The organism is Clostridioides sp. ES-S-0108-01, assembly GCF_020662285.1.
Classification (GTDB): domain Bacteria; phylum Bacillota; class Clostridia; order Peptostreptococcales; family Peptostreptococcaceae; genus Clostridioides.
The window spans coordinates 153,425-177,693 of record NZ_JADGMN010000007.1; the positions used below are offsets into that span (position 1 = coordinate 153,425).

General features: G+C 29.4%; 23 protein-coding genes and 1 pseudogene. 1 reads left to right on the forward strand and 23 read right to left on the reverse strand.

Annotated elements, in window-relative coordinates; translation table 11 throughout:
* Positions 1 to 138 precede the first annotated feature (138 nt).
* The 6 genes and pseudogenes from IR152_RS09020 to IR152_RS09045 form a co-directional block, all read right to left on the reverse strand.
* A pseudogene (locus IR152_RS09020) lies at positions 139 to 545 on the reverse strand (DUF711 family protein); the annotation flags it as partial.
* Positions 546 to 548: 3 nt separating this feature from the next.
* A complete protein-coding gene (locus IR152_RS09025; RefSeq protein WP_227451488.1) occupies positions 549 to 818 on the reverse strand; it encodes an ACT domain-containing protein in 270 nt (89 codons plus the stop codon).
* Between the two features lie 564 nt (positions 819 to 1,382).
* On the reverse strand, positions 1,383 to 2,858 hold the full coding sequence (gene spoIVA / locus IR152_RS09030) for a stage IV sporulation protein A (protein WP_227451489.1): 1,476 nt from the start codon (positions 2,856 to 2,858) through the stop codon (positions 1,383 to 1,385).
* A gap of 170 nt (positions 2,859 to 3,028) precedes the next feature.
* A complete protein-coding gene (locus IR152_RS09035) occupies positions 3,029 to 4,324 on the reverse strand; it encodes an MFS transporter (RefSeq protein ID WP_227451490.1) in 1,296 nt (431 codons plus the stop codon).
* A gap of 167 nt (positions 4,325 to 4,491) precedes the next feature.
* Entirely contained in the window at positions 4,492 to 5,910 is a 1,419-nt protein-coding gene (locus IR152_RS09040) for an APC family permease (protein ID WP_227451491.1), read from the reverse strand.
* Positions 5,911 to 5,961: 51 nt separating this feature from the next.
* Positions 5,962 to 7,101 (reverse strand): M24 family metallopeptidase, encoded by a 1,140-nt coding sequence (locus IR152_RS09045; protein ID WP_227451492.1) that lies wholly within the window; start codon positions 7,099 to 7,101, stop codon positions 5,962 to 5,964.
* Between the two features lie 317 nt (positions 7,102 to 7,418).
* Between IR152_RS09045 and IR152_RS09050 the strand changes: the two genes are divergently transcribed.
* Positions 7,419 to 8,069, forward strand: a complete 651-nt coding sequence (locus IR152_RS09050) for a TetR/AcrR family transcriptional regulator (RefSeq protein ID WP_227451493.1) — start codon at positions 7,419 to 7,421, stop codon at positions 8,067 to 8,069.
* Positions 8,070 to 8,167: 98 nt separating this feature from the next.
* On the opposite strand, the gene IR152_RS09055 is transcribed toward IR152_RS09050, so the two are convergent.
* From IR152_RS09055 to ftsZ, 17 genes are all read right to left on the reverse strand, one after another.
* Entirely contained in the window at positions 8,168 to 9,187 is a 1,020-nt protein-coding gene (locus tag IR152_RS09055; RefSeq protein ID WP_227451495.1) for an NAD(P)H-dependent glycerol-3-phosphate dehydrogenase, read from the reverse strand.
* 43 nt (positions 9,188 to 9,230) lie between these two features.
* Positions 9,231 to 9,833: a glycerol-3-phosphate 1-O-acyltransferase PlsY gene (gene plsY / locus IR152_RS09060; protein ID WP_227451496.1), complete on the reverse strand. Its 603-nt coding sequence runs from the start codon at positions 9,831 to 9,833 to the stop codon at positions 9,231 to 9,233.
* Between the two features lie 33 nt (positions 9,834 to 9,866).
* On the reverse strand, positions 9,867 to 11,192 hold the full coding sequence (gene der / locus IR152_RS09065) for a ribosome biogenesis GTPase Der (protein WP_003426959.1): 1,326 nt from the start codon (positions 11,190 to 11,192) through the stop codon (positions 9,867 to 9,869).
* 27 nt (positions 11,193 to 11,219) lie between these two features.
* A complete protein-coding gene (locus IR152_RS09070; RefSeq protein WP_227451498.1) occupies positions 11,220 to 12,548 on the reverse strand; it encodes a DUF512 domain-containing protein in 1,329 nt (442 codons plus the stop codon).
* A 237-nt stretch (positions 12,549 to 12,785) separates the two neighbouring features.
* Entirely contained in the window at positions 12,786 to 12,986 is a 201-nt protein-coding gene (locus IR152_RS09075; RefSeq protein WP_021385530.1) for a capping complex subunit for YIEGIA, read from the reverse strand.
* Between the two features lies 1 nt (position 12,987).
* Positions 12,988 to 13,920: a YIEGIA family protein gene (locus IR152_RS09080; protein ID WP_227451500.1), complete on the reverse strand. Its 933-nt coding sequence runs from the start codon at positions 13,918 to 13,920 to the stop codon at positions 12,988 to 12,990.
* A gap of 44 nt (positions 13,921 to 13,964) precedes the next feature.
* The gene (locus IR152_RS09085; protein WP_227451502.1) at positions 13,965 to 14,897 is read right to left on the reverse strand and encodes a YIEGIA family protein; all 933 of its coding nucleotides are present in this window, start codon (positions 14,895 to 14,897) and stop codon (positions 13,965 to 13,967) included.
* A 54-nt stretch (positions 14,898 to 14,951) separates the two neighbouring features.
* Positions 14,952 to 16,241 (reverse strand): HAMP domain-containing sensor histidine kinase, encoded by a 1,290-nt coding sequence (locus tag IR152_RS09090; protein WP_227451504.1) that lies wholly within the window; start codon positions 16,239 to 16,241, stop codon positions 14,952 to 14,954.
* Between the two features lie 28 nt (positions 16,242 to 16,269).
* Positions 16,270 to 16,962, reverse strand: a complete 693-nt coding sequence (locus IR152_RS09095) for a winged helix-turn-helix domain-containing protein (protein WP_227451506.1) — start codon at positions 16,960 to 16,962, stop codon at positions 16,270 to 16,272.
* A gap of 14 nt (positions 16,963 to 16,976) precedes the next feature.
* Entirely contained in the window at positions 16,977 to 17,738 is a 762-nt protein-coding gene (gene pgeF, locus IR152_RS09100) for a peptidoglycan editing factor PgeF (protein WP_311315436.1), read from the reverse strand.
* On the reverse strand, positions 17,735 to 18,196 hold the full coding sequence (nrdR, locus tag IR152_RS09105; RefSeq protein WP_003416107.1) for a transcriptional regulator NrdR: 462 nt from the start codon (positions 18,194 to 18,196) through the stop codon (positions 17,735 to 17,737). The genes pgeF and nrdR overlap by 4 nt, the downstream gene beginning before the upstream one ends.
* Positions 18,197 to 18,217: 21 nt before the next feature.
* On the reverse strand, positions 18,218 to 18,481 hold the full coding sequence (locus IR152_RS09110) for a YlmC/YmxH family sporulation protein (protein ID WP_227451510.1): 264 nt from the start codon (positions 18,479 to 18,481) through the stop codon (positions 18,218 to 18,220).
* 103 nt (positions 18,482 to 18,584) lie between these two features.
* Complete coding sequence (sigG, locus tag IR152_RS09115) at positions 18,585 to 19,358, reverse strand: RNA polymerase sporulation sigma factor SigG (RefSeq protein ID WP_003416101.1); 774 nt, start codon at positions 19,356 to 19,358, stop codon at positions 18,585 to 18,587.
* Between the two features lie 91 nt (positions 19,359 to 19,449).
* Complete coding sequence (gene sigE / locus IR152_RS09120; protein ID WP_003416098.1) at positions 19,450 to 20,172, reverse strand: RNA polymerase sporulation sigma factor SigE; 723 nt, start codon at positions 20,170 to 20,172, stop codon at positions 19,450 to 19,452.
* Positions 20,173 to 20,196: 24 nt separating this feature from the next.
* Entirely contained in the window at positions 20,197 to 21,042 is an 846-nt protein-coding gene (locus IR152_RS09125; RefSeq protein ID WP_227451512.1) for a sigma-E processing peptidase SpoIIGA, read from the reverse strand.
* Between the two features lie 324 nt (positions 21,043 to 21,366).
* Entirely contained in the window at positions 21,367 to 22,641 is a 1,275-nt protein-coding gene (locus IR152_RS09130; protein WP_227451513.1) for an ABC transporter substrate-binding protein, read from the reverse strand.
* 284 nt (positions 22,642 to 22,925) lie between these two features.
* On the reverse strand, positions 22,926 to 24,083 hold the full coding sequence (gene ftsZ / locus IR152_RS09135; protein ID WP_199855647.1) for a cell division protein FtsZ: 1,158 nt from the start codon (positions 24,081 to 24,083) through the stop codon (positions 22,926 to 22,928).
* Between the last annotated feature and the right edge of the window lie 186 nt (positions 24,084 to 24,269).

Genomic DNA, 24,269 nt, shown 5'->3' on the forward strand with positions numbered 1-24,269 from the left:
CATATATCGCTTTATTGTTATCACAATCTTAACAACTAATTTTTTAAATTTATTATCTTTATTATAATATTTAGATATATAAACTTCTTTAATTTAGCCATCTAAATCTTTGTTTAAATATTATTATATGTAACGCACTTAGTTTTTAAATGAATGTATAGGAGCTGGAATTCTTCCTCCTCTTTTAGTAAATAGTTCAGATGAATTTGTATTTATAGGCATCACTGGTGCTCGTCCTAAAAGTCCTCCAAACTCTACCATATCACCTACATCACATCCTGGTGCTGGTATAATCCTAACTGCTGTAGTCTTATTATTAATCATACCTATTGCTGCCTCATCAGCTATCATAGCTCCAAGAGTACCTGCTGTAGTATCACCTGGACAGCTATTATGTCAAGACCTACAGAACAAATGGCAGTCATTGCTTCAAGCTTATCTATACTTAAAGCACCTTTAATAACAGCATCAATCATCCCTGCATCTTCAGATACTGGTATAAACGCTCCGCTAAGCCCTCCAACATGTGAACATGCCATTACTCCCTGCTACAGATTATGCATTGAATTAAATATTTCTTCTCGTTGAATTTTTACATCTACTGATAATTTCTTTCCTCTTTCAATTAAGTCTTCAACCGTTTGCTCAAAAGAATTTAATGATTCCTCTAAATCAACTATCATAATCATGGTAAAATAATCCTGCAATATCTTTTGTGATATATCTACTATATTGATGTTTTGCTTGTATAATTCATCACTAATTCCTGCTACTATACCTGGTTTATCCTTTCCAATTACTGTTAAAATTGCTTTCATAATAATATCCTCCCTTATTTTTTTATAAATCTTATATTTTTACAAATTGAAATATGTATTAACACATATTTCATTTATTTGTTAGTAAATCGCTTTTTATGTATATATTTAATATATTTTAATACCTACATATTCATTTGTCAATTTTTTTTCAATATTCTATTATTTTTATACTATTTAGAAAATTCATGTATTATGCATGCTTTCTCAATAATAAACATATTTTTCATAATAAATAATGAAAGTTATTACTCAGTAATCTCACAATTCCCTAAATAACCCCCTCTAAAAATTATTTTTTTACTTCTATGAATTCAACTATATTTTTTCTTGTATCATGATTTACAACCAATATAGAAGCAATCATAAGACTTTTTCATTCTATACCTAATAGAGTTTTTTTAGTTTTAAAACAGTATTAGCGAAAAATATACTTTATCCATTATAATTTTTCTATAATTATTAATTATTGTAAATTTATATAAATACTTTTAGTAACTTTTATAAGTAAAAAGCTACTTACTAAAGCAAACAAACGTTTCGCTTTAATAAGTAGCTATACTTTTATAACAAAATAGTTATAATATTAGAACTTCCTTCATTTACAATTTTTTGTAAAGTCTTTTGCATTTTAACTCTTATCTCTTCTGGCATAGTATATAATTTACTTTGTAATTGCTCTTTTACTAGGTCATGAAGTGACTTACCAAACATATTTGATTCCCATAAATCTGCTGGTTGCTCCTCAAATACTTCCATAAGATATTTTATCATTTCTTCACCTTGATTTTGATTTCCAACTATTGGAGAAACCTCTGTAGATATATCTGCTTTTATAATATGAAGTGATGGTGCATTGGCTTTTAACTTGATACCATATTGTTTTCCTTGTTTCATTATTTCTGGTTCTTCTAAACTAAGTTCTTCTAAGGAAGGTGCAACTACTCCGTATCCTTTTATCTTGGCATCTATTAAGGCACTTTCTATTTTATCATACTCATTTTTAACTTTAGATAGTCTAGTTATCAGACTAAGCAGTTGATAATCTCCTTCAATTTTAAATCCACTCTTTTCTTCAAGGACATTATAGAATAAGTCTTGCTTTGTCTGCAAATCAATATTTATAACACCTTCTCCTAACTCTACATTATCAACACCTGTATCTTCCAAAAACTCTAACTCAGAAAATCCTTGCATAATACCTTCTATATCTCTTATTTTACCTATATCTATAATGCTTTGTTTTAATGTTGTTATTATGCTACTTTTTATCCAGTGATTTCTCTCGAGACCTTCAACCCATTTTGGTAAATTAATTCTTATTTCTGTAAGTGGGAAATCATATAATACAGCTTCCATAACTTCCTCTATATCATCTTCTTCCATTTCAACCACATTCATCGGAAGAACTGGAACTTCATACTTTTCTTCCAATTCATTTCTAAGCATACTCGTTTCCTCACTTTTTGGACTTAACGTATTTAAAACCACTGCAAATGGTTTTTTAAGACTTTTCAATTCCTGTATAACTCTCTCTTCTGGATCTACATAGCTTTTTCTGTCAATGCCAGTAACTGAACCATCTGTCAGAACAACTATCCCTATTGTAGAATGGTCTTTTATAACTTTTTTAGTTCCTATCTCTGCTGCCTTTTCAAATGTCATAGCTTCTTGAGACCAAGGAGTGGATACCAATCTTTGTTTTCCACCCTCTTCATGCCCTAAAGCACCTTCAACTATGTATCCAACACAATCTACCATTCTTACTTTTAAAGATACTGTGTCTTTTATTTTTATTTCTACACCATCTGCTGGTACAAATTTTGGCTCTACTGTCATTATTGTTTTACCTGAACCACTTTGAGGTATCTCATCTCTTGTTCTATCCTTTTTAAATTCATTGTCTATATTAGGTATAACCAACTTTTCCATAAATTTTCTTATAAAAGTTGATTTTCCTGTTCTTACAGGTCCAACTACTCCAATATATATATCCCCCTGAGTCCTTTTGGATATATCTTCGTATATGTTATTATTCATATTATTCCTCCTATACATCTAATCTTATTAAATTATATTTAGATTTCGAGGTTAATATTCTTAAAATAGAAAAATAAAGACCAGCAATATTAATTTAGTTCACAGATAGAAATTCGTAAATTTCAATGTAAATTAAATTATATCGCTGGTCCAAATAGTAGTGTGCTATATTAACTGACTTTAGTAGTATTCTTATTTGACTTACTATTCATTTCAATAAGCTCTTTACGTCTTTCTTTAGTCATGTTCATCCATATAAATGTAAACACCAATCCAATTATGGCTACTATAGTAAGAACTATAAAGTAATACTTATATCCAGTCACACCTGGAAATGCATCTAATATCTTTCCTGCTGCTAGTGGACAAAGTACTTCTGGAAGATATCCTAATGTAGCAACTATACCTATAGCAGTTCCTGATATTGATAATGAATAATTACCTTCTTCAAGTAATGAATAGTGTAAACCTTGAATTGCATACATAGATACATATATTGCAACACATCCAATCAATAATATATAAATCATAGATGATTTTGTCGGTGTAAATATTACACCTAAAAGACCTGCAATCATAAGTATAAATCCATAAGATATAATCTTTGATGAACCAACTTTATCTCCAAGTAATCCAGAAGCAGCTGATGCTACTGGTCTACAATACTGAGCTAATATTGATATTGCAGATGCAAATACCACAGTTGTTCCAAATGCTTCAGTTGAATAAGGTGTAAAATAGTAAAATGACATATTAGCTGAATATGAACAAAACATTATTATTGTTATTATCCATGTATGAGGCATTTTTATTACTGCAAAGAAAGCTTCTTTATCAAATTTTGCTGATACCTCTTTTTCATTATCCTTTAACTTGAAAAATACTAATACTCCAACTATTACATTTATGGCTGAATACAGCACTATAATTGTTGTAAGACCAGATTTATCACTTACTTTTGATGAAATATACCCAAATAGTATTAAGACTAGAGATAGATGAATTGCATTAGTAATTCCACGACCGCTTTCCATAAATCCAAAAGCCTTTCCTTGTTCATTTTCAGATGCTAACATCCTAACAGCTTTTACAAGAGCTGGCCAAAAAGTAAGTATTGTTGTTATCCCCCATAAAGCATGGATTAAAAACACAACGATATATGGAGGATAAAGTATTAATACAAGACCAGATACCCCTGTAATAATTAAAGAACCTGAAAGTAATTTTCTGGCTGAAATACGGTCTGCTAAAAAACCACCAAAAAGATATGATACCATTGCGAGTAGACCATAAATACTTCCTAAACTTCCCATTTGTGTATTTGTAAGATTAAATGCTTGTGCAAAAGTATCATAATAATAATTCTTTAAATATGGTAAAGCATATATAAATGCTCCTGATACAAAGAGTATTATCAAGACTTTGAAATTTTTCCAAATGCTTGGTTTATTTACTTCAACTGACATACTTCCTCCTTATGTAAATCCCCGTAAATTTTTATAATAACTAATTATTGTTTATTTGATTGTTTATTCAATATCTCAATATATTTATTAATATATTAGATTAATTTATTTATAACTTTTGGTGAGCTAAAAATAAACTCTTTTAGCTCACCAAAATAATTACATTTTTATTTGTAGGAACGTCCAGAATTATTAGATATCTTTTTTTCATAGTTATTCCAAAGCATTAAACCTGTTACTATAACAAAAAGACCTCCACCTATCATTTCAATCTCATAGACTATGTTATCCTTTAAAGTCTCCATAACTGGAGCTGTTGAGAAAAGTATCCCAACTACAGTTACTACAAGTACCATTCTGGCGATATTGACACAAGTTGAATCACTTTTTGCAATTGAATATGGTCTTTCTTCGTTTGGTCTTGTCTTTCTAAGTCTGATATAAGATGTAAAAAGCAATACATATGGGAATAATGCCGTTAATGCTGTCATAGTAACAAGAACATTATATATATTATCTACAGATGGTAATAAATTTGTTCCTATAAGAAGTAGACTCACTATTATAGCCTGAATTATTACTGCATTTGATGGTATGTTATGTTTATTTGTAACAGTTAATTGCTTAGGAAATACACCTTCTTTTACATTTCCAAAAAGCATCTTTACTGGACCTGCTATATAAAGTACTAATGCTCCAAGTACTGATAAAGTTATTCCAAATGCTACTACTCTTATAAACCAACTTCCTATACCTAAATCTTGTGCAACTTTAGCTAGTGCATCTAGTATTCCTGTAGATGCTGCAATTTCATCTGGAGGAAGTATCATTGTTATTGCTACTGAACCTAGGATATAGATTCCTCCTATTAAAACAGCCACTGTTAATATAGCTTTAGGAAAGTTTTTCTTAGCATTATCCATTTCGGTTATGAAATTAGCAGTCGTTTCAGCTCCTGATAATGCAAATATTATAGCAGATATAGAAACTAGTGAATTGGCATCTATTTTTGGTATTATATTTTGGATTGTATATACAGATGCTGATGGAGCTTTTTTGAGAATAACTACAGACATAAATGCCATCACTATAAGCAATATAGCAGGAATTGTAGAACCTAATGCTCCCGTATTCGTAAAGAATTTTCCAAATGCCATCCCACGAGTACTTACTAGGGACAACATCCAAAATATTATTAGTGAAAGCGATAAAATAAACATCTTATTGTTTGATAAATCTGGATTTCCAAGCATATATGCAATATTTATAGCTAGGAATGTCAAGAAAGAAGAATACCAAAATATCTTTGATGTCCAATTTAACCATGACACCATAAATCCCCACTTCTCTCCATAAGCCTGTTTAACCCATTCTCCAAGTCCGCCATCTTTTGGATATGTTGCAGCCAGTTCTGCACATATAAGTGATGCTGGAACAAAGAATATAAAAGCAAACAATAACCAAACTGGTATAGAACCAAGACCCAATCCAAAACTAGAGGCAGTAGATTTAGCTATCCATCTAATCCCAAATAGTGCTGATATATTCATAAATACTAAATCCCAAAATCCAATTTTCTTTTTCACTGTAATTCCTCCAATTTCAAATTTATTTAAACCTATACATAATGTACTAATTTAAATATCAAGTATAAGTTCTTCAACACTTCTTGGATAATTAGTTATAATTGTAGAACCATTTTTACCTACTATTGCTGTATCTGAGTGTCTAAATCCTCCAACTCCAGGTATATATATTCCTGGCTCCATAGAAAATACCATTCCTTCTTCTAATATTAATTCATTGTCAAATCTTAAATATGGCTCTTCATGTTCTGATAAGCCTAAACCATGACCAATCCTATGATTTGAATATAACTCTAGACCATACTTTGCAACAACAGCTCTTGCTGCTTCATCCACCATTCTTGCTGGTATACCAGCTTTTATTGTATCTAATCCAGCTTGTTGAGCCTCTACTGCAATCTTAAATACTTCTTTTTGTCTTTCTGTTGGTTTACCTATGATAAAAGTTCTTTCATTTTCTGCTCTATAGTTTTCATACCAAACCTGTCTACTATGTATTACTATGTCTCCTCTTTGAAGTATCCTAGTATTAGAATCTAAATGTGGTTGTGCTGTTCTATCAATACCTGAACAAGTCCAGTTGGCAAATCCTATATATGTATCAGGATAATTTTCAGATACGTATTTTAATAAAGCATTGTCCCCTGCAACATCAAATTCCAACTCACTCATACCAACTCTAACATTTTCCAAAGACCCTTTTATACCTATATCAGATAAATAACCAGCTATCTTCAAAAATTCTATCTCTCCTGCGTCTTTTACATATCTCATTTCAAATATTTTACTTCCAATATCTTTAATATCAAATGATTTATCAGTTATATATTCTGAGAAGCTTGCAGACACTATATCTTTTTCTATTCCAACAATTGTTCCTTTAGGATACTTACTTAAAATTACATCTAAATAATGCTTATGTGATATTCCATGTTTTTTCATTTCTGGTATTTCATAATATACATATACATTATCAACTTTTGCAACTTCTTTAGCATGTAATTCTTCTAATCCAGGTACTATTAGTTCTATTTTTTCTTTAGTTACTACTGTTACAATTGGTCTAGAATAAGTTATTGCTTTAAATCCACTAATATAAAATTGATTATCTGGTTCAAATATTAAACCAATTTCAATATTTTTTTCATTCATATACTTTCTCAATCTTTCTAGTCTCATGTTATTTGACATAGTACACCTCTTTCTTAATATTTAGATAATTTATTCAATACACCAGTGATAAATATCTCATTTTTAAAGTTTTTAATATTTTAATCCTTGTTGTATTTGTATGTAACTCAAATTTATTTGTGATTATTTTATCATAATCACGATTATTTTGTCAATCATGATTAGATTTTTAAATATTTTTTATCTTAGTTTTATTTTAAATTATCTAAAAAATAACAATCTATATTAAGTTTTAGAACATTATTCTTGATTTATGGTAAATTTAATGATAAAATCACGATTATATAAACTATATTGATTATTTGTGGGTGAATAAAATGACAAATAAAGAATTACAAAAAAAAAGGATATTAATGTATTTCATAGAAGCTGCCCAAAACATTATGGAGAATGAAGGTATAGAAAATATTACACTTCGTAAGGTTGCAGATATGGCTGGCTATAATAGTTCAACTCTATACAACTACTTTAAAAATTTAGACCATTTAATATCATTTGCATCTATAAAATATTTCAAAGATTATAACTTGAACATTTCAAGGTGCATAGAGAATGTCAATGATGAATACAAGAAATATATAATTATGTGGAAATTATTTTGTAAACATTCTTTTGATAATGCTCAAGCTTTTTATCAGGTATTTTTTAACTTGTCTAGTGATGAACTTGGTTATATAACAAAACAATATTACGATATGTTTCCAGAAGATTTAGGTATTCATGACAGTGATATATCTTTAATGATTACAGGAAAAAGTATAAAAGAAAGAAATAAAATACTCTTGAACAATCTTGTAGATACTGGATATATACCATCTAAAGATTTAGACATAATCAATGATATAATTATTTCTTTTTATCAAAATCTATTATTCTTAAAAAAGAACACAGGAAAAAATTCTGATGATGATGAATTGACTATGAAAATGATTTCTTCTATTGAATACATAATAAAACATGCTAAGTAAAATTAAAATAGGGGCTGTCTCAAAAAAAGAGTGCCTCACAAACTAAAAAGTTCACTTTGAGACACCCCTAAAACAAATTTATTATTTATTGTGCAAGTTTATATATCATCACCTAAAACTACTTCTTCCATTTCGTGTTTTTTGCTTCTCATCATTAGTTCTATTCCAACTTCTTTAGAATTTGAACCATTCTTTATTACAGAGTATATAGCATTAGTTATTGGCATATCTATATTCAACTTTTCAGCAATATCATGTGCTACTTCAGTAGCGGTTATCCCTTCTACAACCATCTTTACTTCTTTCAAAGTATCTTCTAAGCTCATACCTTGACCTATAAGTATACCCGCTCTTCGATTTCTGCTATGCATACTTGTACAAGTAACTATTAAATCTCCAATACCTGAAAGCCCTGCAAAGGTAGACATATTAGCTCCCATAGCAATTCCAAGTCTACTCATTTCACTAATACCTCTTGTCATAAGGGCAGCTTTTGCATTATCACCGTACCCTAATCCATCACATATCCCAGCTCCAAAGGCTATAATATTTTTTAATGCTCCTCCAAGTTCTACTCCAACTATATCTGGATTCGTATAAACTCTAAGCTTAGGGCTCATAAATAAATCTTGTATCATCTGTGCTATTTTTAAATCTTTAGAAGCAACTACTACTGTAGTAGGAATATCCCTTGCTACTTCTTCAGCATGAGATGGACCGGATAGTATTACATATGGATTTTGTGGCAATTCTTCTTCACATACTTGAGATAATCTAAGACCAGTACCTTTTTCGAGACCTTTTGCTACATTAACAATAATTTGTCCCTCTTTTATAAATGGTTTTATTTTTTTGCAAGTACTCCTTACGGCTTGTGATGGAACTGCTAAAACTATCACCTTACAATCTTTTATAGTTTCTTCTATATCAGTACTTATAGTTATATTATTGGGAAATAATACTCCTGGTAAATAGTCTGTATTTTCTTTAGTTCTGTTTATTTTTTTAGCTTGTTCTTCTTTTCGAGTCCACATGCCCACATCATTACCTTTTTTTGCAAGACCTAAAGCTAATGCACTTCCCCAGCTTCCAGTACCTAATACACATACTTTCTCCATGTTTAACACCACCTGAGTATAATAATATTTACTATTCTTTCTTTTAACCAATTTTTCTCTCTGTCCCATTTAATAATCGCTTTATATTTGCTCTGTGATTATATATTACTGATGCAGTTAAGAACAAAGCTACAATTAAACCAGCTTTATTTTTTACTATAAGCATAAATATTGGCGAACATCCTATTCCTACAACAGAGCCTAATGAAACATACTTTGTTATAGCTACCACCAATATAAATACTGCTAGACACATTAGCGTTATTACCGGATTTACAGCGAGCATTGCCCCTAACGAAGTTGCAACTCCTTTCCCACCTCTAAATCCTAAAACTGCTGGCCAATTATGACCTGCCACAACACATATAACTGCCAGATATCCAGCTAAAAGAGTATCTATACCAACCAATCTTGCTGCAAACTCTGATATTAAAACAGCAATTACACCTTTAAGAACATCACCTAAAAATGTCATTGCTCCTGCTCTTTTTCCAAGTGTCCTAAGTACATTTGTCGAACCTGCATTACCTGAACCTTGAGTCCTTATATCAACCCCTGCAATTCGCTTTACAACTATGTATGAAGTCGATATATTACCTAAAAGATATGCAACTACAGCAATAATTATATAACTAAATATCTCCACTGAATTTACCCCCTTTAGTTATATTTTATATATTTATTTTTTATTCTTCTGTCTATACTCAAACTTTATGGAGGTTCCTTCAAAACCAAAATTTTCTCTTATCTTATTCTCAAGGTATCTTTGATATGAGAAGTGAGTTAAGTCCTTATCATTTATAAACAATGTAATTTTAGGAGGTCTAATGTCGGTTTGAGTTCCATAGTAAATTTTTAATCTTCTACCTTTGTCAGATGGTGGTTGGTTTAACATTACGGCTTCTCCAATTACTTCATTTAGTGCTGAAGTTGATATTCTCTTAGAATGTTCATTTGACACATACTCAACTGTATCCAATATCTTGTTCATTCTTTGATTAGTCTTTGCAGAAACAAATACTATTGGAGCATACATCATAAATGGAAATTTTTCTTTTATATCTTTTGTATAATTACTCATAGTCTTATTATCTTTCTCTATTAAATCCCATTTATTGATTACAAATATGCACCCTTTACCTTCATCATGTGCTATACCTGCAACTTTTGTATCTTGTTCTGTTACACCTTCTAGAGCATCTATTACTATCAACACCACATCTGCTCTATCTACAGCACTCATAGCTCTTATTACACTGTATTTTTCTATTGTCTCATATATTTTACTTTTTCTTCTAAGACCTGCTGTATCTATTAGAAGAAATTTCTGTCCATTCTTTTCAAAATAAGTGTCAATTGCGTCCCTAGTAGTTCCTGCAATTGGACTTACAATTACTCTTTCTTCTCCAAGTATCTTATTAAGTATAGAACTTTTTCCTGCATTTGGTTTACCTGTTATAGCTACTCTTATTATATCTTCTTCATACTCTGTATCTAATCCTGCTGGAAAATTTTCAACTATCTCATCTAATAAATCTCCAAATCCCATACTATTGGCTCCTGAAACTGCAAAAGGCGTTCCAAATCCCAATTCATAAAAATCGTATATATTGTCAAATTGACTCTGACTATCAATCTTATTGACCACTAAGATTACTGGTTTTTTTGTCTTTCTAAGCAATTGTGCAATTTCTTTATCAGCAGCTGTTATTCCAGCCTTACCATCAACTATAAAAAGTATTACATGTGACATGTCCATTGCAAGCATCGCTTGATTTCTCATTTGAGATAATATTATATCTTCGCTATCAGGTTCAATTCCTCCTGTATCTACTAATGTAAAATATTTATCTAACCATTCTACTTCAGCAAATATTCTATCTCTTGTAACTCCAGGTGTATTTTCAACTATCGATATCCTTTTTCCTGCAAATTTATTAAATATTGTAGACTTACCAACGTTTGGTCTCCCAACTACAGCTACAACTGGCCTGCTTATACTCATTTTATTTCTCCTTCCATCTTTTGTTTTCTATTTTAAGATTTTATCCACAAAGTCTTTTCCTTCATTCAAACATGGGATAATTTTTATTTTCATAAGTTCTTCTAACTGATTTAGTTCAATATTATCTAAGAAAATTTCTTCATCTGCTTTTAGCATACTTCTTGTTATATAAAGAGCTTCTCCTAATTCTTTATTTTCAAGTTGTTCTTTTAAATCTTTAGCTGTTAAAAGACCTGATACAGTTATTGTCTCTCCAAAAAATTTGTTTTTGATTTCATATACATTTACTTGAAGATTTTTAAACTTGTCCATCATAGCATCTGCCATACTTTGTATAAATTCATATGCAGAATGACCAGTAGCTATTGATACTTTCTTTTCTCTTTTAAGAATATCCTCAGACAATGTATTTAGATACTCTTCAATCTCTGTTTTTAACTTACGTATCATACCTACACCATCTTCAAACTGTAAAAAACCTTCATATTCTTCATATTCAGGCAATTCACTATTAGATAATATATAAAATTCATCTGATAAAAATACAAATCGCGTACCTATTTTCTCAAGATATTTCTGTTGCATTTCATGTATTTGTCCTATAGTTTTACTTGCACCCTTATCATCAAATATATTTAATTCTACTAGATTTTCTCTATACTTTGTAATCCCAACTGGAACTATAGCAACACTATTTACATACGGATAAAGTTGAGCTAATTCTTTTATCGTTCTATCCAATTCCTTTCCATCATTTATACCTGGACATAAAACAATTTGACAGTTCATTTCTATATGAGCATCTGCCAATCTCTTCATTATACCATATAATTTTCCTGCAAATTTATTGCTTATCATTTTTTGTCTTAATTCTGGATTAGTAGTATGCACAGATATATTTATAGGACTTATTCTATATTTAATGATATTATTTATATCTTCTTCACTCATATTTGTAAGTGTGACAAAATTTCCTTGTAAAAAAGATAATCTCGAATCATCATCTTTAAAATAAAGAGTTTCTCTCATACCTTCTGGCAATTGGTCTATAAAACAAAACATACACTTATTTCTACAACTTTTAGCTTGGTCAATTATTGGATTTGTAAATTCAACACCCAAATCTTCGTCATAGTCTTTTTCTATCTCGTATATGTAGACTTCGCCATCTTTTTTTTGTATTTCCACCTCTAAATATTCATCACTTAGTAAGAATCTATACTCTATTATATCATGTATTGGCTGTTCATTCACTGATATAAGTAAATCTCCTACTTCTATACCTATTTCTTCTGCGATACTATCTTTGTAGACCTTACTTATAATATTATTCACTTTTTTTACATTTACTTCCAATATTTTCACCACTCTTTTATATTCATCTAGGTTTATTATAATATACTTTCATATACCATTTGTTAATTTATTATATTTTATAATAGTATTTTTAAGCATTTCATGTCATAATAACATATTTTAATTCTAATAGTCAATATAAGTAAATAGCTATAAAATAGGTTAAAACAAATAATATTCAAATTTAAATATCTTAAAAATTTGAATATTATTTGCTATTAAAAAAATTTTATAATTTTAATGTTTTACTATGATTAACGTCCCATTTGTCATATCATGAACCATTCCACCTACACACTTTGACATGAGCATCGCCTTATTTTGTAAGTCTTTCTCATCATTTGCATAAAATATTGGACAACCTCCACCATTTTTCATATTCTTATCCAGTGTAACTATAGCTAGGGTATATTCATTTAAACCTATATCCATTCCCATCTTATACACTTCCTTTCTTTTCTATTTTATAATTTTTTAGTGATAAGTTTTTTCCTTTAGAGCTTGAAAGTATTGGACATGACTTTACAGCTTCCATTACTTTTTCTACATTCTTATCCACTGGTAAATAAGCAATCATTATACTTTCATCCTCTTTATTCCTTCTAGGTAATGGTACAAATGAAGGTTCTCCATAATCTCCATATAAACCTAACCTTGAATATATATTGTATACTATTGCCTGTCTTTGACCTGAATCAAATAATATTCCTGCATTAGCATAATCTTTATTTTTAGGAATTATTTGTATTCCTACACCTCTATTAATATATACTTCTCTATCACTTTTTAGACCTATATTTGTTATACCTTTTAACTCTCCTACCTTCAATATAGACTCGTCCACAAAACTAATCTCAGCAGGAATTACATCAGCTATGTCTCCGATACTTTTTCTGGTAAGGAGTTTTTTTAGTATAAAAGCTAATAATAGCCCACAAATTGAGCTTATTACCAAACTCATACCTTCACTTATTTTTGTTTCTGCAAGTATTACATAATATAATCCTATTGTTAAAAAAGATGTAACTATACACATATAATTTCTTACTTCATAAGTTCTAGCTATCTCTTCTATGAATGCAGCTCCTCTCTTTACAAGTTGAACTTCCTCTAAGTTTTGTAGTGTATTCCTTCTATTTGCTCTCACTTGTCTAAATTGTTCTGCTGCTAAGGATAAAAATGTTATAGATGTATAAGAACGATTTATAAGAGCTGGAACCAACAATGCTCCTAATGAAGAAGCGACGAATGCTAATATAAGTTGAGATAGTAAAACATTTGGTTGCGTTGGATACTGTTTTTGGTCTAAATTCAACATTATAACTCTAGATGTTATACCAATAATAACAGCAACAAAAAATACTCTATCCATTAAATCACTCCTAAAATATATAATTTGAAATTTGGCATGTAAATCTACAAAGTTTTTCTAGAAAAATCACTCTGCTTTCCTTTTGATGTTTCTATGATAGGTGTACTTTTTACCACATCTATCATGACATCTATATCTTTGAGTATTGGCATATATGGTATAACCACAGTACTTTTTTCTAAATTAGTCTTAGATACAGCGACAATATCAACTTCATCTACATCTCTATCTATACCCATATGAATAAATAGATTATGTATTATAGCTTGTCTTTGCCCTATATCATTTACTATTCCAAATGCACCTAAATCTCTTGGTATAACTTCTATAGCTAGACATTCATTTTTGTATTTTTCTCTTGTACTTTCTAGACCTATATTAGTTATTATTACACCATTTACCATTAAAATAGGTCCTTCAAAACTTATTTTCGCAGGAACTATATCCGCTATATCTGCTATACTGTTTCTTCTTAAAAATCTTCTAAAAATTAAACCTACAAGAGCTCCTGACACAATAGCTAGTACTGTACAATAAAAAAAGCTAAGGTCATACTTTCTTGCAAAAACAATATAAACTATAGAAGATACTAGTGCAGAAAAGAGACTTATATAACTTCTAGATTCATACGTAGATGCTATTTCTTCCACATAAGCATCTCCTTTTGGTACTAATTCTTCATTATCGATATTCTTTAATGTTATTCTTTCTTGTTCTGAAAGACCTTGAAATTGTTGTATTGCCACTGCAAAAAATGTCAATGCTGCAAACTCCTTATCTATAAGTGCAGGCAATGCTATCGCACCTAATGAAGCTGAAAGCCCAGATATAATTATCTGTTCCAAATAATCTTGTGGTCTTGATGGGTATTGTTTGTCTGTAACTCTTAAAACTAATCCTCTACATAAAATTCCTACAACTAATGCAACTATAAAAGAGTGTCTAAATAAACTTGCATTCAATAAACTTTCTTCCATTTTCTCAGCTCCTTCTCTTATATAGTTTGTGCAAAAAACAAAAAAAATTCCCTTCTATTTAAGGAAATTTTTTTGTAATATTGTAACTATGAATTCGCTACCAATACCAAGTTCACTTTTTACTTTTATACATCCATTTAGCGATTTAACTATATGCTTTGTTATAGCCAATCCTAAACCCGTTCCTCCTACATCCCTACTTCTTGCTTTATCTACTCTATAGAATCGTTCAAATATGCGTTCTACATCTTCTTTTGGTATCCCTACACCATTATCTATAACTTTAATTACTATTTTTTCTTCATCTTTTAACACTACAACTTGTACAATCCCATTATCCTGAGTATACTTTATAGCATTATCAACTAGGTTTAAAAACACTTGCTTTATATAATCTTTATTAGATAATATACTTATTGACTTATCATCACATTTATATAAAACTTCTATATTTTTTTCACTAGCTGAATGTTGAGTTATTTCATACACCTCTTTAAATACATCATATACTACAACATTTTCCATAAGAAGAGTATCTTTATTTTCTACAAATGATAATAATAATATATCATCAATCAATCTTTTTAATCTATCTGATTCACTTTCTATTATTTCTAAGAATCTATTTCTAGTATTCACATCTATATTTTCATTTGACTTTAGTGTTTCAACAAATCCACTTATAGATGTAAGAGGTGTTTTAAGTTCATGACTTACATTTGCAACAAAATCACTTCTCATATTTTCAAGCTTAACTTTTTTAGTAATATCTTCTATATTTACTATTGAACCTATTATTACATTATTAGTATTTTGAAGATAAACTGGGTCTACTTTTATTTTATATACTATATCATCTTTAGTAGTAATATTGGCAGTTTCATTATCTTTAGAACCAATAAATCGAAGTATCTGTTTTAAGATTTCTTCATCTTTTATTACAACATTGATGTTATGACCTTCAACCAGCTGATTTGGTTCACTTTTTATCATTTCTTTTGCTTCATCATTTATCAGAAGTATATTTCCATTCACATCTATAGCCAGAATTCCATGAGATATACTCTTTAATATAGACCTTAACTGTAAATGCTTATATTGTACTTCTTCTAATGTCTTATCCATATTCTTTATCATATGATTAAAATTTCTAGCTAATTCTCCAAGTTCTCCTTTGGCTGATATATTAAGCCTAGCATGATATTCATTATTACTTACTTTTTTTGAGACGTATATAAATTCCTTTAAATATTTTCTTAACGTTATTGTATATCTTACAGCTAATATCACAATAGCTATAGACAACATAACAATAAAAAAATATATACTATTTAATTCTTCCACAAGATAACACTCCTAAAATATAACCTTTTTAATCTATTTTGTATCCTACACCTCTTATAGTCTCTATATATTTTTCTGATTTATCTTCATCTTCTATTTTTTTTCTTAAATATCTTATATGAACATCTACTGTTCTAGTTTCTCCATAGTATTCATACCCCCATATTTTATCCAATAGATAATTTCTTGAAAGTACTTTTCCTTTATTTTGAATTAATAATTTTAACAATTCAAATTCCTTAAGCGTTAACTCTATCTTTTCAGAGCCTTTAGTAACTTCATGCTTTGATAAATCTAGTTTTAAATTACCTGTAGTAAGTATATTATTTTCTTCACCTAAGCTAGTCAAGTTATATCTTCTTAAAACAGAACTAGTCCTAGCTAACAACTCTTTTATACTAAATGGCTTAGTTATATAGTCATCAGCACCTATTTCAAGCCCTTCAACCTTGTCATTTTCCATGTTCTTAGCAGTAAGCATTATAACAGGAATATTTTTTAAATCTTTATCACTTCTTATTTTTCTCAAAACTTCTATTCCACTTATATTTGGTAACATCCAATCTAAAAGTATTAAATCTGGTTTAATTTCCTTAGCTTTTATAAACCCATCAAACCCATCATATGAATAACTAACTTCGTAATTTGACACCTCCAAATTGAATTTTAATAGCTCAACTATATGCATTTCATCGTCTATAACAAGCACTTTAGTATTCATTAAAAAGCTCCTCTCTATTTTATCTGTAGTACCGTTCCTATTCGTTCTGATGCCTTATTATGTTTTCTATAAGAGTGGAATTCATCTGCCCTACAACTAGTGCATAAATTTAAATTTATTATATTTTCTTTTTTAACTCCACTACATCTCAGCATATACTCATTAATTTTCCATAAATCTAAATAGTAACTTCCCTCTTTTATTATATAGAACTTTTCATCATTATTTGTAAGAATTGTGTTAAATTTTTCTACTAACTCCTCAGATACTTCATAACAACAAGGTCCAATTGATGGTCCAATTATACATACTAAATCTTCAGGAACTGTTTTATAACATTCAGACATTAATTTTATTGTTTTATGACCTATATTACTAAAAGTACCTCTCCAGCCTGCATGAACCAGTCCTATGGCTTTATTTTTAGCATCTATGATTGATATAGGTACACAATCTGCTGTAAACAATAAAAGTGGTACTTTTTCTAAGTTTGTTATAAGTGCATCTCCATCTATTCTTTTCCCTATAGTATTTTTATTAACTATGTTAACTATGTCTGAATGTATTTGAGAATTACTAGTTAAGTTTTCAAATGTTAAATCACATTCTTTGCATACTTTTAACATATCTTCTCTATTTTTTGCATCTATATTCTTACATGTTATAACCAGATTTATAGAATTTAATTTTTCATCAAGTTCTCTACAATTACCATTTAAATTAACATACTCTTTAATATCTTGTACATTTTTTATATTTATATAATCTTTCATCATTTGTCTCCTTTTTCTATCAATATACTTTTAAGTTCATTTACAAAAGTATTTATGTCTTTAAACTGTCTATACACAGAAGCAAATCTCACATATGCAACTTCATCTAAATCTTTCAATTTATCCATTACCATCTCACCAATTTTTTTGGTTTCAATTTCTTCTATAAAACATTTATTTATTTCATTTTCAATATGTACAACAATACTTTCAATCTCTTCAATAGACACAGGTCTTTTTTCACATGCTTTTAATAACCCATATTTTATTTTTTCTCTATCAAAATACTCCCTGCTATTATCCTTTTTAATGACCATTAGAGGAGTTGTTTCTATTTTCTCATACGTAGTAAATCTCTTTTTGCATGATTCACATTCACGTCTTCTTCTGATAGATTTTAAATCTGTATGTCTAGAATCTATTACCTTTGATTCTTTATAATTACAATAAGGACATTGCATCTATATTCCTCCTTTGTTTAACTATATCTCAAACTCATCTAAGCTTAATTCTGAACCTATATTTACTATTATTGTATCACAACCTATTTTAAGTATATCATTCCAAAATATAACTTCTTCATCCCCTCCTCTTGAAAAAAAACTTCTATTTCCATCTCCAAAAATGGTAAATGAGACTACTTTACCTTCATGAATATCCATATCTATGTCTATTATAAATCCCATCCTTTTTCCATTTTTTACATTTATAATTTCTTTTTCCATTATATCAGAAACTCTAATCATATTATACTCACCCTTTCTTTAAAAATAAATATGTATTAAAGTAAAAAAAAATGACCTATATAGGTCATTTAAATTAAAATAATGTTTACAGTCCATGGATTACTTATACATATTTTCTCATATTTTTTAAAGCATTCTTTTCAATTCTTGATACTTGTGCTTGAGATATACCGATTTCATCAGCAACTTCTATCTGAGTTCTTCCTTTGTAAAACCTTAAATCTAACACCAACTTCTCTCTACTATTTAATTTCTTAATAGCTTCTTTAAGTGATATTTCTTGCAACCAATTTTCATCAGTATCTTTTTTATCTTGAACCTGATCCATGACGAATATTGCATCTCCATTGTCTTGATATACTGGATCAAATAAAGATATCGGGTCTTGTATGGCATCAAGTGCCATTACAACTGACTCTACTTCTAATTCTAATTCTTTTGCTATTTCTGATACTGTAGGTTCTTTAGAATTTGTTCTAATTAATCTTTCTCTAACTTGTAGTGCCTTATATGCTATATCTTTTAATGACCTGCTTACCCTAATTGGGTTATTATCTCTTAGATATCTTCTGATTTCTCCTATAATCATAGGAACAGCATAAGTTGAAAACCTTACGTTTTGACTTAAATCAAAATTATCTATAGCTTTTATAAGACCAATGCAACCTATTTGAAATAAATCGTCTATATTTTCTCCTCTGTTGTTAAACTTTTTTATTACACTCAAGACTAATCTTAAATTCCCTCTTACAAACTGTTGTCTGGCTTCTTCATCACCATTTTTTATTTGTAATAAAAGTTCCTTCATTTGCTTATTTTTAAGAACTGGAAGTTCAGATGTATTAACACCACATATTTCAACCTTATTAACTTGCATATATTTTCAGTCCTCTCTCAAAAGTATTCATCTATTGAAATTATTTACATTTCCAATTTTTTTATACTTTTTAAGAAGAATTAATTTAACATTATACAAATTTTTTCATTTCTTTTTGCAATCTTGAAATTATTTTCTTTTCAAGTCTAGATATGTAGGACTGAGATATTCCAAGCATTCCGGCAACTTCTTTTTGTGTTTTTTCTATACCTTTATCTATAAGACCAAATCTTAATTCCATAATTTGCTTTTCTCTGTCACTTAATCTGTCAAGTGCCATAACCAATAAATCTCTGTCTATTTCTTCTTCAATTATTTTGTATATTTCATCATTTTCTGTACCCAAAACATCAGATAATAAAAGTTCATTTCCATCTAAATCTATATTTAAAGGTTCATCAAATGATACTTCTGTTTTCTTTTTATTATTTTTTCTTAAGTACATTAATATTTCATTTTCTATACATCTTGAAGCATAAGTTGCCAATTTTATATTTTTATTCAGTTTAAAAGTATTAACTGCTTTTATCAAACCTATAGTTCCTATTGAAATCAAATCTTCTACATCTATACCTGTATTTTCAAATTTTCTCGATATGTAGACTACCAATCTAAGATTTCTTTCTATTAAAATTGACTTTACGCTTTCATCTGTTTCTAGTTTTTGTAAAAGCTCCATTTCTTCTTCTGGTTTTAATGGAGGAGGAAGTATATTTGCCCCTCCCATATAGTATATTCCCTTTGGCTTTATTATTTTTAATTTAATACCTAACATAGTAATAAAGCTTATAATTCTTTCTTTCAATCGTAACATTCCTTGTCCCCCTTAAATTTTAACCTAAAATCCAGGCAATATATTTGGATTCATTATTGCTCCATACTCCCTATCATTAAAATTTGAAATACCAAGTATTATATTTCCTATCTTTTGCTCATCTACTTCTACATAGTCAGCTTTTAAACCTATTATTATGCTTGTCTTATTACTTCCAGCATGTTTATAAGGTATTATTCTAACTCTACCTGAAGTTTTATCATCTAAACTTCCTATAATCTCTTGTGCTTTTTTCATATCTATATCTTCATAATTAATATTTAATAGTTTTTCTGGAATAAATCCTTCTAACACACTTGACTTAACTATTATTACATCACTTTGACTTATTGGGTCTTTTAACAAATTTCCACTATCTACTAAAGCCTTACAGCAAAAACTTTTTTCTAGTAAATTTATATTTATAGTCTTTGTAAGCTCTTTAATGTATTTAAGCATCTTCAAATCTTTATAAATGTATTTTAATAATTCGCAACTTACATAAGTACATGCAATTAAGAAAGATATTTTTAAATGACTTATTCCCGTAAAATAAATTATAAAATAAGTGCTTCCAGAAATAAAAATGTTTACTAAGTAAAAAACTAATGCTACATGAGCATAATCTTTTTTGCTCTTACTTCTAAACGAAATTAAAGTTATTATACTCATGATTATTATTTTAAAAGGTATAGTAAATAGTATATTCATTGATGGATACAAATAAGCAACAGAATAAGCACCTCCTAAACTAGCCCCCAATAACTTATTTTTTTTAGGATTATATCTTTTAGTAAGAATAGAAGTACAACTTATAATAATATAATTTATTACTAGGTTTTCTATAACATAGTACTCAATATACACCATGTATCCCCCCTTAAAACCTTTAAACATATTATAAGATAGTATGTACAAAATTTTATGTCACTTTTGATGGTCGAATCCAAAACAAATTCTATTTAAAAAGAACAATGATATATGTCTTATACTTTATGTCGCCAAAAGATATTTTTTTAATATCAAACAAATAGATTTTTTTGTAGAATCCAATATATCTACGTAGAAGTTATTCGTTCTACTTTTGGTATATTTCCATAAAAAAAGACTACACAATTTAATAATATATCAAGTAAATCTTTTACTTGTATAAAACCAAATTATGTAGTCTGTAAATTCAAATATAAATTTAAATTATTGTGCTAATAATCCATTTGCATATTTTGCAGATTCATCTAGTGCCTGTTTTGGAGTTATATCTCCAGCTATCATCATTTGAAGTTGTTTCCATAAATATTCATATATCTCTACTCCATGAGGTCCAACTGTCAATGGTCTATACATATCTTTATCTCTTGTCACCATTTCTTCAAATCTTGGGTCTCCTTGGTATTTTTCACCTTTAGCGACTGGGGCTCTAGGTATTTCTTTGTGGAAAGCTTCCATTGATTCTTTGCTTAACATATATTCAAGAAGTTTAAATCCAAGTTCTTTATTTTTACATGCTGACATTAATGTTAAATCATCTACTGAAGCAAAACTTCCAACTGTCTTATCTTCTAAGGATGTTACATATCCCCAGTTTAAATCAGGGAATGATTTATCAAACGTACTTGTAGCGGCAGAAGACAACATTATAGTAAATGCCGCTTTTCCTGGCCCAAACACACTTTCAATCATTTCATTACTGTTTTTTGATAAAGCATCTTCTGGAATATATTTTTTCATATCATTTATAAAGTTTGCAGCTTTCAAACCTTCTGCATTATTAAACTTAACTGATTTTAAATCGTCATTATATATATCTCCACCAGCTTGCCATAAATAAGGATACCAATTCCAATTTAAACTTCCAAATACTTTAGAACCCCAACCTTGTGCAAGACCCCACTGGTCGATTTTTCCGTCTCCATCAGTGTCTTTTGTTGCTTTTTCACATATTCTTTTAAAATCATCCCATGTTTTTGGAGGTTTCTCTCCTAATTTTTCTAGTATATCTTTATTGTAGTACAATACACCTGGATTAGCAGCTTCTATAGGTAAGCCATAAATACCACCCATCATTTTTGCATCATCTAAGTATAGATAATTATCTGAAGTTCCTGATTTTTCTAGATAAGGTGTCAAATCTTCAACTGCACCCATTTCTATAAATTGAGGGAACATTTCTGCATACATGTATCCTATATCTGGACCTTCACCTGCACTTATTGCAGTTGCATATTTTTCTGCGTAGTTATCCCATGGCACTATCTGGAATTCAATTTCGCAGTTGTTTTCCTTTTCAAATTTTTCAAATATCGGCTTCCATGCGTCTGCATCATGGTCCGTTAATGGTGCAGACCACACAACTAATTTTTCTTTACCATCTTTGCCTTTAGAATCTTCTTTTTTTGAACACCCTGCAAGAATTGATACTGATAGAATACCTATCATTACTAAAGAAAGAACCTTTTTTAGTTTAATCATGCTTAATCTCCTTTCAGACTTTAATTTGTCTTTTTCCTCAAATATTTACATTTAATTCAGATTTAATATTAACAAATAAGACTACCCTTGTCTAATCACAAAAAACTATATTAGCTCCTATAACTATCTTTTTTTTCTATACATATTAATTTCCATTTTATACTAAAGAACTTGTTTTTGCATTTTATCAATATTTTAATGTATTTTTAAAGTCCAAACACACCTAACCATTTAAATTAGGCAAAATAAAAAGAAGTCTATTGACTTCTTTATAAGCTTACATATTATCTTCTTCTTCTTAAGAATGTAGGTATCTCCATGCTCTCATCATCATCTTCTTCAATTATACTTGCCTTTTTAGGAGGCTCTATTTTTTCCTCAGCAATTACTTCTTCTTCAATTTCTTTTACAACTTGTTTTACTGTTGTATTTAATGAAGAACGTATGCTTGATTTAGGCTTAGTATCTAAATCTAAGGCACCATTTTGTAATCCCTCAAATCCTGTGGCGATTACTGTAATCATTATTTCATCGCCTAAATCTTCTTTTATAGAAGCTCCAAATATAACATTTGCCTCTGGGTCACAGGATTCCATAACTAAAGTTGATGCTTCATTAACTTCAAATAATCCTAAGTTAGGACCACCTGTAACATTAAGAAGTACTCCTTTAGCTCCTTGTATTGATGTTTCTAGAAGCGGAGATTGAATAGCTTGTCTAGCAGCATCGATTGCTCTAGTTTCACCGCTAGCACTACCTATACCCATATGAGCAAGCCCCTTGTCTTTCATTATAGTAGTAACATCTGCGAAGTCCAAGTTTATTAACCCTTCAACTGCTATAAGGTCTGAAATTGATTGTATACCTTGTTTTAATACATCATCTGCAACTGCAAAAGCATCTAACATTGATGTATTTTTTTGTACTATCTGTAAAAGTCTATCATTTGGTATTGTTATAAGAGTATCTACCTTTGATTTAAGTTCTGCTATTCCACCTTCAGCGTTCTTCATTCTTATCTTACCTTCAAATGCAAAGGGTTTTGTAACTACACCTACTGTAAGTATACCCATTTCTTTTGCTAAGCCTGCAACCACTGGAGCAGCTCCTGTACCAGTACCACCGCCCATTCCTGCTGTTACAAAGACCATATCAGCTCCTTGAAGTAACTTTACTATCTCATCTTTACTCTCCTCCGCAGCTCTTTTTCCTACCTCTGGATTTGCTCCTGCTCCAAGTCCTCTAGTTAATTTTTCTCCTATCTGAACTTTATATTCAGCTTTTGATGTATATAAAGCTTGCTTATCTGTATTTACCGATATAAATTCAACGCCTTTTAGTTGAGCTTCTACCATCCTATTGACAGCATTGTTTCCACCGCCACCTACACCTATTACTTTAATTTGTGCACATTCTTCTAATTCTACGTCAAAGTTTAGCATCATAAACCCCCTTCTCTCATGATTCAAAGTTATCGTATGTATTAATTATATCATTTTCTTCTTTTATTTTGTTAACCTTTAAGTAACATATTCCACAAAAACGTAAATTTTCCTTTTTAAATTTCTTACTTATATTGTCAAATATTACTCTTTAAGTATAAAATAATTTATGTATATATTAAATAC